Raw genomic sequence first — 9,513 nt, 5'->3', positions numbered from 1 at the left:
CGCCACCAACTCCCCCACCACCCGCACCGCCCGCTCGACAACCGTCTCCGCATCCGCCCCCAGGTCCAGCGGAGCCCTCCGTTGCGCCACCACAGCGCCGGTCAGATCGCAGAGCACGGCCGTCAGTTCGTCCCGGTCCAGATGCACGCCGACCGCGTGCCCGGCCTCCGGCACCAGCCGCAGCACCGTGCGCGGCTTGCCGCCCGTGGACGCCCGGTGCCCCGCCTCCGCCGCGAGTCCGTCCTCCCGCAGCCGGGCGGTGATCTTGCTGACGGCCTGCGGGGTGAGGCCGGTGCGCTCGGCGAGTTCGAGCCGGCTGATGCCCTCGGGGCCGGCCGTGCGCAGGAGGTCGAGCACGAGCGCGGTGTTGTGGCTGCGCAGGGCACCCAGCCGCATCGAGTCGCGGCTCCGCCGCCCCGCGTCCCCGCCGCCGTCCTTCGTCCTGTTCACGCCGTCCATTGTCCCCGGCGCTTGCACTTTGGCAACAGCGTTGCGAAAGTGGTTCGTATGAGTGCTACTCCCCTCCGCGTCGGCCTGGTCGGCTACGGCCTGGCCGGTTCCGTCTTCCATGCCCCGCTGATCGCCACCACCGAGGGGCTCGCCCTGGACACGGTGGTCACGTCGAACCCCGAGCGGCACAAGCAGGCCACCGCCGAGCACCCGGCCGTACGCGTCGTCGCCACGCCCGACGAACTGCTCGCCCGCGCCGCCGACCTGGACCTGGTCGTCATCGCGTCCCCCAACAAGACGCACGTCCCGCTCGCGACGGCCGCCCTGAAGGCGGGCCTCCCGGTCGTCGTCGACAAGCCGATCGCCGGCACGGCGGCCGAGGCACGTGACCTCGCGGCACTCGCCCAGGAGCGCGGGCTGCTCCTGTCCGTCTTCCAGAACCGCCGTTGGGACAACGACTTCCTGACCCTGCGTCGGCTCCTGGCCGAGGGCGAACTGGGCGACGTATGGCGCTTCGAGTCCCGTTTCGAACGCTGGCGTCCGCAGACCAAGGGCGGCTGGCGGGAGTCCGGCGACCCGGCAGAGATCGGAGGTCTGCTCTACGACCTCGGGAGCCATGTCGTCGACCAGGCGCTGGTGCTCTTCGGCCCGGTCACCCAGGTGTACGCGGAGGCGGTCGTCCGCCGGGCCGGCGCGGAGACGGACGACGACACCTTCATCGCCCTCACCCACGCGAACGGCGTCCGCTCCCATCTGTACGCCTCCGCCACGACCGCCCAGCTCGGCCCGCGTTTCCGGATGCTGGGCTCTAAGGCGGGCTATGTGAAGTACGGCCTCGATCCGCAGGAGGCGGCGCTGCGGGAGGGGCGGCGGCCCGGCGCGGGTACGGAATGGGGCACGGAACCCGAGTCGATGTGGGGCCGTGTGGGCGCCGGCGACTCCCCCCTGACGGGCGGCGGCCGCGCCGAACCCACCCTCCCCGGCGACTACCCCGCCTACTATGCGGCCGTGGCCGAGGCCCTGCTGGCCGGCGGCCCCAACCCGGTGTCCGCCCTGGAGGCGGCCGCGACCCTGGACGTGCTGGAGGCGGCGCGTCGTTCGGCCCGAGACGGAGTGGCGGTGACCCTGTGACGACGCACAAGACGAGCAAGACGCACAACCCGGAGATCACCCCGAAGTTCCACCCGGAGCTCACCCCGCCCCTGGAGGAACTGGAGGCCCAGGAACGCCGCCTGGTGTTCCGCCGGTTCACCTACGACGACGCCTGGGCCCTGGGCTCCCTGCTGGTCGAGCTGGCCCGCGAACGCCAGGCCCCGGTCGCCATCGACATCCACCGCGCCGGCCAGCAGCTGTTCCACGCGGCCCTGCCCGGCTCCACCCCGGACAACGACGCCTGGATCGCCCGCAAGCGCCGGGTGGTGGAGCGCTACGGCACCTCGTCCTACGTCGTCGGCGCCCGCTTCCGCGCCAAGGGCACGACGTTCGAGGACTCCTCCCGCCTGGACCCCGACGTCTACGCGGCGCACGGGGGCTCGTTCCCGATCAACGTGGAGGGGGTCGGAGTCGTCGGGTCGGTGACGGTGAGCGGGTTGCCGCAGCTGGAGGACCACCGGCTCGTCGTGGAGGCGCTTGAGGAGTTCTTGAAGCGCTGACGGGAAGAACCGGTGGCACCCTCCGGTTGGCACCCCTGTACGGGACACCGACCGGAGGGACAGCGTCGTGAGTGACAGCCTGGTGAACGACAGCCGCGTGACCGACAGCCGTACGGATGACGGCCGTACGCATGACGACCCGGCGAGTGACGCCTTGAAGAGGTCCGTCGGACGCCACGGCATCTGGAGCGTCGGCCTGCGCTCGGAGGACCCGGCCCGGCGCGGCGAACTCGGCGAGGCCGCCGCCGAGTTGGAGCAGCTCGGCTATGGCGCCGTCTGGCTGGGCGGCAGCAGCGCCGCGCGGCACGCCCTGCCGCTCCTGGAGGCCACCTCGACGCTCACGGTCGGCACCAGCATCCAGAGCATCTGGCAGTACGACGCCGCCGAGAGCGCGGCCGGCTTCGCCGAGGCGGAGGCGGCCCATCCCGGCCGGTTCGTCCTCGGTCTCGGCGTCAGCCACGCGAAGTTCGCGGAGCAGTACCGCCGCCCGTACTCCGCTCTGGTCGCCTATCTCGACGAGCTGGACAAGGCCGGCGCCCCCGCGGACCGTCGCGTCCTGGCGGCCCTGGGTCCGAGGACGCTGGAGCTGACCCGCGACCGGGCGGCCGGCACGATCCCGTACCTGGTCACCCCCGAGCACACCGCCCATGCCCGCGAGATCCTGGGCGAAGTCCCGCTCCTGGCCCCGGAGTTGAAGGTGGTCCTGGAAACGGACCCGGGCCGGGCCCGCACCGTTGCCCGCGACTACCTGGCCATGTATCTCACCCTCCCGAACTACACCACCAACTTCCTGCGCCACGGCTTCACCGAGGACGATCTGCTGGACGGCGGCAGCGACCGCCTGGTCGACGCGGTGTTCGCATGGGGCGATGAGGCCGCGATCCGCAAGCGGATCGACGCCTTCGTCGCGGCGGGCGCGGACCATGTGGCCCTGCAGGTGGTGGAAGGCGGTACGCGCGAGGCGCTTCCGCGGGAGGCATGGCGCCGGATCGCCTCGCTGCTGGCGTGACCGCCGCCTCTTGGGGGCCGATGCCCCCAAGAGGCGCGGGGCCGCATCGAGGCCCGGCGCGGTTTCCGGGCTCTCCCAGCGGAGCGCCTACGCGTCCTTGAACTCCTGCCGCTGCCGTCCGAGCCCCTCGATCTCCAGCTCGACGACGTCCCCGGCCCGCAGGAACGGCTTCGGTTCGGGCTGCCCGAGGGCCACCCCGGCCGGCGTACCGGTGTTGATGACGTCACCGGGGTACAGCGTCATGAACTGGCTGACGTACCGCACGACTTCCGCGACCGGGAAGATCTGCTCGGCCGTGGTGCCGTTCTGCTTCAGCTCCCCGTTGACCCACAGCTTCAGCGACAGGTTCTGCGGGTCCGGCACCTCGTCCGCCGTCACCAGCCAGGGCCCCAGCGGGTTGAACGTCTCGCAGTTCTTGCCCTTGTCCCAGGTCCCGCCCCGCTCGATCTGGAACTCCCGCTCGGACACGTCGTGCGCCACCGCGTACCCGGCGACATGCGCGAGCGCCTCCTCGTCCGACTCCAGATAACGGGCCGTACGTCCGATGACGACCGCGAGCTCGACCTCCCAGTCGGTCTTCGTCGACTTACGGGGGACCAGCACGGTGTCGTTCGGGCCCACGACGGTGTCCGCGGCCTTGAAGAAGACGACCGGCTCGGCGGGCGGCTCGGCGCCGGTCTCGCGGGCGTGGTCGTGGTAGTTCAGCCCGATGCACACGACCTTGCCGATCCGCGCGAGCGGCGGCCCGACCCGCAGGCCGGCCGCGTCCAGCGCGGGCAGTTCCCCGGCGTCCGCGGCGGCCCGGATCCGGCCGAGCGCCGCGGCGTCGGCGAGCAGCGGCCCGTCGATGTCCGGCACGACTCCGGAGAGGTCCCGCAGAACCCCCTCGGCGTCGAGCAACGCAGGCGTCTCCACTCCCGCCGTACCGACTCGCAGCAGCTTCATGATCACAATCTCCCTCGATCGCGGGCGCCCTCCGACGGGTGCAGCCATCGGAGGACTGGTCGATCCTCCAAGGTCGACGGCCAGTCCGCAATACCTGGTTCACGTACTGGACCGTAGGCCCGAAGGGCGGGTGCACCGGCTCAGCGATAGAGGGCGGCCCGTTCCACCGCGCTCCAGGTCGTACTGGTCACCACGTACAGCGCGGCCGCCAGCGGCACCACCGCCACGGTGACCAGGGTGAAGAAGGACATGAACGGCATGACCTTGCCGACGGCCCCGAGGCCGGGCAGTTGCTGCCCGTCGGCCACGGGGACCGGGCTGTTGGCCGCCATCATCCGCTTCGTCCGCACATAGTTGAACGTGGCGACGGCGGCGACGATCACGAACAGCCCCAGGTACACGACCCCGGCCCCTCCGAAGACCCCTCCCCCGGCACCGGTCAGCGCGTCGGCCCAGCGGTCCCCGAGGGGCGCGGCGAACAGCTGGTGGGTGAGCAGCTCGTTCGTCTTCCCGCCGATCGTCGTGTTCGAGAAGAGGTGGTAGAGGAGGAAGAACGCGGGCAGCTGGAACAGCCCCGGCAGGCATCCGGCCAGCGGCGACACCTTTTCCTCGGCGTGCAGCTCCAGTACGGCCCGCTGGAGCTTCTCGGGGTTCTTGGCGTGCTTCCTGCGCAGCTCGGCGATCTTCGGCTGCAGTTCGGTCCGGGCCTTCTGCCCGCGGGCGGAGGCCCGGGAGAGCGGATGCACGAGCAGTCGTACGAACGCGGTGAACAGGACGATCGCGGCGGCGGCCGCGGACGCGCCGAACAGCGGCTGGAGCAGATCGGCGAGCCGCTGAACAAGGTCGGCGAAAACGGACATGGGTGAGCCCTCCGAGGGTCTCGTCGTGCCGGACGGAACATGCCGGAAGCGGCATGGCGGAATGCGGCATGACGACCCGCGCGGGTCAGGCTGGTGCGCTGATGGTGCTGCTGATGCGGTGCGTGCCTGCCCTACGCGACGGTCGCCGGGAGGGCGTGTCCGGGCGCCCTGGGCCGGGGCCGGCCGGAGGCGTCGGGGTCGCGTTGCGGCAGGAAGGCCGTACGGCGGGCCCGGTCGCGGATGGCCGTACGCACCCGGGTCGGCGCCACGGCGGGCGCGGCGCGCGAGGCGAGGAGCGAGCAGACGGAGAACGCGGAACTCGCGGCCGCGGTCGCCGCGAGCGCGACGGTGGCGGAGAGGCTGCCGGTGTCGAGCAGCGCGATGTCGAGGAAGAGGAGCACCAGCACGGCGGCGGGACGCGGATTGGCCCAACTGCGCATCATCGGCTGCCCCTCCCTTCCGTACCGCCCTGCGTTCCGCGCTCTGTGCCCTGCGTTCCGCACTCTGTGCTCTGTGCTCTGTCGCGGCGATCGTCCTGATGTTCGTTATACAGGATCAGCGCGGCCGCATGGAGACCAGCTTGCCCCACACCACGAGCCGGTACTTCGACGTGTACTCGGGCGTGCAGGTGGTGAGCGTGAGGTAGTAGCCGGGGGTGCGGTAGCCGTGGCCCGGCCGGACGGTGGAGCGCGGGACGGCCCGGATGACGCTCCCGTCGCGCGCGGTGGTCTGCGGCAGGACCTTGTCGACGGCGTACGTGTACGTCGCGCTCCGCGTCTCGACCCGCACGGTGTCCCTGGGCGCCAGCCGGTCGAGGTACCGGAAGGGCTCACCGTGGGTGTTGCGGTGCCCGGCGAGGGCGAAGTTGCCGGCCTGGCCCGGCTGTTGGGTTCCGGGGTAGTGGCCGACGTAGCCCTTGTTGAGGACACCGTTCCTGCTGACGCCCTCGGCGACGGGGACGCGGAGGTGGAGGCGGGGGATGGTGAGGATGGCGTAGGCCTGGGACCAGTCGGGCGCGGGTGCGGCGGCGCCGGAGGAGCGGTCGGGCGTGCGGGTCGACGAGGTGGCGGGCGTGGATGTGGTCGTGGGCGAGGAAGCGGTCGGTGCCTCGGCGGCCGTACGGGCGTCACCGCCCCCGTCCCAGGCCCGCTCCAGCGCCCGGACCTCCCGCTCGGCCCCCTCCCTTGCCTCCCGGTTGGTCCACCACATCTGATGGACGACCAGCAGCAGAAGCACCACCCCGACGGTGACGAGCGCCTCCCCGCCACCCCACAGCACCCGGCGCCCCAGCGCACGCCGCCGAAGCCCGCTGTGCCGCACGACGCGAACCCGCACCATCCGTGAGCCTCCTCCACCGGGGCCGCCCGCACGATAAGGGCTGGGGCGAGAGGTCTCCAGACCCGTGCGCGGCCGGTCCGCACAAGGCCGCTGTCCGGTACCCCGAACACTTCCTCCACAGGTTTGAGAAAGGGCTGTTGGAACCCTCGACAACCTCACCCGCCACACCCGATGCTTCCTGTCGGCATCAGCGGGACCAGCCATGGAGCCGGTTCGACGACGACACCGCCGACACCGGCCGTTGAACGAAGCGGAGAAGTCATGATCAGACGCAGAACTCTGCTGGCGGCGACAGGCGGCGCCCTCGTGGGCAGTGCCCTGGCGACGGGCACCGCGCACGCGGACGCGACCATCGCCGTCAATCCCGGCACGTCGTACGGCACCTGGGAGGGCTGGGGCACCTCCCTGGCCTGGTGGGCCAACGTCTTCGGCAACCGGAACGACTTCGCCGACCTCTTCTTCACCACCAACTCGGTGACCTACAACGGCACGTCCCTCCCCGGCCTCGGCCTCAACATCGCCCGCTACAACCTCGGCGCGTGCAGCTGGAACGCCGTGAACGGCGAGTCGATGGTCGCCTCGCCCAACATCCCCGGCTTCAAGCAGATCGAGGGCTTCTGGCAGGACTGGAACAACGAGGACCCCACGTCCTCGGCCTGGGACTGGACCGCGGACGCCAACCAGCGCGCGATGCTCCAGAAGGCGACGTCGCGCGGCGCGACCACGGAGCTCTTCGCCAACTCCCCCATGTGGTGGATGTGCTCCAACCACAACCCTTCCGGCGCGGCGGGCGGCGGCAACAACCTCCAGACCTGGAACTACCGCCAGCACGCCTCGCACCTGGCGGCGACGGCGCTGTACGCCAGGAACAACTGGGGCGTGAACTTCGCGACGGTAGACCCCTTCAACGAGCCGGCCTCCACCTGGTGGACCGCCACTGGCACCCAGGAGGGCTGCCACATGGACCCGGCGGTCCAGGCGGCCGTACTCCCGTACATGCGCAGCGAGTTGGACAAGCGGGGCCTGACGGGCGTGCGTATCTCGGCGTCGGACGAGACGAACTACGACACGGCCCGCTCGACGTGGTCGTCCTTCGGCTCCTCCACCAAGGCCCTGGTCAACCAGGTCAACGTGCACGGCTACCAGGGCTCGGGCGGCCGCCGCGACCTCCTCTACACGGACGTCGTCACGACCTCCGGCAAGAAGCTCTGGAACTCGGAGACGGGCGACAGCGACGGCACGGGCCTGACCCTGGCCTCGAACCTCTGCTACGACTTCCGCTGGCTGCACCCGACGGCCTGGTGCTACTGGCAGGTCATGGACCCGTCGACGGGCTGGGCGATGATCGCGTACGACGCGAACACCCTCCAGCCGACGACGATCCAGACCAAGTACTACGTGATGGCCCAGTTCAGCCGCCATATCCGCCCCGGCATGAGGATCCTCGACACGGGCGTGAGCTACGCGGCCGCGGCCTACGACGCGGCGGCGCGCCGCTTGGTGATCGTCGCGGTGAACACGTCGACGTCGGCCCAGACCCTGACCTTCGACCTGTCCAGATTCACGACGGTTTCGGGCGGTTCAGGCGGGCTGGTCCCCCGTTGGAACACGGTGACGACGGGCGGCGACCGGTACCGGTCTTACTCGAACACGTTCCTGAGCGGAAAGTCGGTGGCGGTGCCGTTCGCGGCGAAGGCGGTGCAGACATTGCAGATCGACGGGGTGGTGATCTGATCCGGCGGGGCGTGACGCAACCGTCGGAACCTCGCGTGACGTCCTGTGCCAAGTGACGACGAAGGCAGCCGCGGAAGCGAAGACCGAGAACGAGGCGAAGACGGAGAACGAGCGCGGGCGCCGCCCAGGCCTGCTGGCGCCCGCGCTGGCGAACCTGGCCCTGGGCATGCCCGCGCTCATCCCGCTCTATCTGACGTACTGGCTGCTGACCGACTACCTGCCCTCGAGCTGCGAGGCCTTCGCGACCAGGCCGGACATGTCGAACTGCGACTACCACACGCTCGATCACGCGCCGGTGATGATGTTCCTGCTGGCGATCACGGGAGCGCTCCTGCTGCTCGCCGTGCTGACGGTGGACATCCTGGGCCCCCGCCGCCGAGCCGACGCCCGCCCGGGGAGATGGATAGCGATGGCGACTCTGGTCCCGGTGCCGTTCCTGGTGCTGCTGTGTCTGGCGAAGACGTGACGGAGGCCGGATCCCTCCTCGACCAGGCAATATCCGCACCCTGTTCCTCCCTCTGTTCTCCGCACCGCCATCCCCAGCCAGTACGGTGTCTGCCATGCGCCCCGACACGCCTGCCGAAAACGTCGACCACACCGCCGAGGCGGCACGCCTGGAGCGAACCGCCGGCCTCTACCCCGAGGACGCCGAGGCCCTGCTCCTCCAGGCCGCGGCCCACCTGGAACTCTCCGGCGACCGCCCCGCCGCGACCGCGCTCTACGACCGCCTGCTGTCGTCGTCGACGCCCCTGGACAACCCTCACCTGGTCCGAGCCCTGAAGGCCTCGAACCTCTGGGAGTACGGCCACGAGGCCGAGGCCAGGGCCATCATCGACGGCGTCCGGGCAGCCGCCCCGCCGGACCCGGCCCCATGGGTGATCGTCGCGGAGGCCCTGGAGTCCCACGACGAGCTGGAACAGGCGCAGGAGACCTTCACGGAGGGCGCCCGCCTCCTCCTGACCGACGTCGCGGAGCCCTCGTACGCGACGCACCCCCTGCTGTTCGGCCGCCACCGCGTCCGCCGCATGCTGGGCGTGGCCCACGACGAGTGGGACCTCCTGGCGGACACCCTCCACTCCATGCCGGTCTCCTTGGACGAACTCCACGACCCGAAGCGCGTGTGGTCCCTGGGCTCGGACAACCCGGCGGAACTGGAGGCCGAGATCTCCCGCCTCCGCGCGGAACTGGGCGCCTACCGAGAGGCCCTCTCCCGACCGTTCCCGGTGGCGGTCCTGCACTGGACGGCGGCCGAACTGACGGAGCTGGTCGCCGCGTATCCGTCGCTGGCGGTGGAGTATCCCTCGCATGAGGAGCACCTGACGACGATAGAGACCTCACTGCGGGAGCTTTCTTCGTCCGGCACCCCGAATTTGGGCATCGTCACGGGGACGGTGCCGTCGTACGAGGCCTTCGCTGCCTCGGAGGGCGCCTCACCGGGGGACGCGACGCTGCTGCCGCAGTACGCGACGACGTTGGCGGCACGGGGGCGGGCGGTGGCTTGGCCGCCTCAGCGGGGGGCTGGGTG

At 71.0% G+C, this 9,513-nt stretch carries 11 protein-coding genes; 6 read left to right on the top strand and 5 right to left on the bottom strand.

The genetic code is table 11. The annotated features are described in order from the left end of the window. A partial coding sequence (locus L0P92_RS38240) for a winged helix-turn-helix domain-containing protein (protein WP_234767729.1) occupies positions 1 to 396 on the bottom strand: 396 nt, incomplete at its 3' end. A 111-nt stretch (positions 397 to 507) separates the two neighbouring features. Here L0P92_RS38240 and L0P92_RS38235 point away from each other — a divergent pair. The 3 genes from L0P92_RS38235 to L0P92_RS38225 all read left to right on the top strand — a co-directional run bounded on the left by L0P92_RS38235 (position 508) and on the right by L0P92_RS38225 (position 3,111). Beyond that, the gene (locus L0P92_RS38235) at positions 508 to 1,581 is read left to right on the top strand and encodes a Gfo/Idh/MocA family protein (protein ID WP_234767727.1); all 1,074 of its coding nucleotides are present in this window, start codon (positions 508 to 510) and stop codon (positions 1,579 to 1,581) included. Next, complete coding sequence (locus tag L0P92_RS38230) at positions 1,578 to 2,102, top strand: heme-degrading domain-containing protein (RefSeq protein ID WP_234767726.1); 525 nt, start codon at positions 1,578 to 1,580, stop codon at positions 2,100 to 2,102. The genes L0P92_RS38235 and L0P92_RS38230 overlap by 4 nt, the downstream gene beginning before the upstream one ends. A 154-nt stretch (positions 2,103 to 2,256) precedes the next feature. After that, positions 2,257 to 3,111 (top strand): LLM class F420-dependent oxidoreductase, encoded by an 855-nt coding sequence (locus L0P92_RS38225; protein ID WP_234767728.1) that lies wholly within the window; start codon positions 2,257 to 2,259, stop codon positions 3,109 to 3,111. A gap of 87 nt (positions 3,112 to 3,198) precedes the next feature. On the opposite strand, the gene L0P92_RS38220 is transcribed toward L0P92_RS38225, so the two are convergent. The 4 genes from L0P92_RS38220 to L0P92_RS38205 form a co-directional block, all read right to left on the bottom strand. Beyond that, positions 3,199 to 4,056 carry a fumarylacetoacetate hydrolase family protein gene (locus L0P92_RS38220; RefSeq protein ID WP_234767724.1) on the bottom strand — a complete coding sequence of 286 codons (858 nt, stop codon included), beginning with the start codon at positions 4,054 to 4,056 and terminating at the stop codon, positions 3,199 to 3,201. Between the two features lie 140 nt (positions 4,057 to 4,196). After that, complete coding sequence (locus L0P92_RS38215; protein ID WP_234767723.1) at positions 4,197 to 4,916, bottom strand: YidC/Oxa1 family membrane protein insertase; 720 nt, start codon at positions 4,914 to 4,916, stop codon at positions 4,197 to 4,199. Between the two features lie 131 nt (positions 4,917 to 5,047). Then, positions 5,048 to 5,359, bottom strand: a complete 312-nt coding sequence (locus L0P92_RS38210) for a DUF6412 domain-containing protein (protein WP_234767722.1) — start codon at positions 5,357 to 5,359, stop codon at positions 5,048 to 5,050. Between the two features lie 112 nt (positions 5,360 to 5,471). Next, positions 5,472 to 6,254 carry a class E sortase gene (locus tag L0P92_RS38205; protein ID WP_234767721.1) on the bottom strand — a complete coding sequence of 261 codons (783 nt, stop codon included), beginning with the start codon at positions 6,252 to 6,254 and terminating at the stop codon, positions 5,472 to 5,474. 261 nt (positions 6,255 to 6,515) lie between these two features. Here L0P92_RS38205 and L0P92_RS38200 point away from each other — a divergent pair, with 261 nt between their 5' ends. From L0P92_RS38200 to L0P92_RS38190, 3 genes are all read left to right on the top strand, one after another. Next, complete coding sequence (locus tag L0P92_RS38200; RefSeq protein ID WP_234767720.1) at positions 6,516 to 7,988, top strand: glycoside hydrolase; 1,473 nt, start codon at positions 6,516 to 6,518, stop codon at positions 7,986 to 7,988. Between the two features lie 52 nt (positions 7,989 to 8,040). Next, positions 8,041 to 8,454 (top strand): hypothetical protein, encoded by a 414-nt coding sequence (locus L0P92_RS38195; protein WP_234767719.1) that lies wholly within the window; start codon positions 8,041 to 8,043, stop codon positions 8,452 to 8,454. Positions 8,455 to 8,548: 94 nt separating this feature from the next. Next, positions 8,549 to 9,513: hypothetical protein (locus tag L0P92_RS38190; RefSeq protein WP_234767717.1), on the top strand; the 965-nt coding region annotated here is incomplete at its 3' end.

This window comes from Streptomyces muensis (assembly GCF_021474425.1).
GTDB lineage: Bacteria > Actinomycetota > Actinomycetes > Streptomycetales > Streptomycetaceae > Streptomyces > Streptomyces muensis.
This window is presented reverse-complemented; position numbering and strand designations above follow the sequence as displayed.

Coding starts and splice junctions, on each gene's coding strand:
- L0P92_RS38235 (WP_234767727.1), top strand. CDS start 508: ATGAGTGCTACTCCCCTCCGCGTCGGCCTGGTCGGCTACGGCCTGGCC.
- L0P92_RS38220 (WP_234767724.1), bottom strand. CDS start 4,056: ATGAAGCTGCTGCGAGTCGGTACGGCGGGAGTGGAGACGCCTGCGTTG.
- L0P92_RS38215 (WP_234767723.1), bottom strand. CDS start 4,916: ATGTCCGTTTTCGCCGACCTTGTTCAGCGGCTCGCCGATCTGCTCCAG.
- L0P92_RS38210 (WP_234767722.1), bottom strand. CDS start 5,359: ATGATGCGCAGTTGGGCCAATCCGCGTCCCGCCGCCGTGCTGGTGCTC.
- L0P92_RS38205 (WP_234767721.1), bottom strand. CDS start 6,254: ATGGTGCGGGTTCGCGTCGTGCGGCACAGCGGGCTTCGGCGGCGTGCG.
- L0P92_RS38200 (WP_234767720.1), top strand. CDS start 6,516: ATGATCAGACGCAGAACTCTGCTGGCGGCGACAGGCGGCGCCCTCGTG.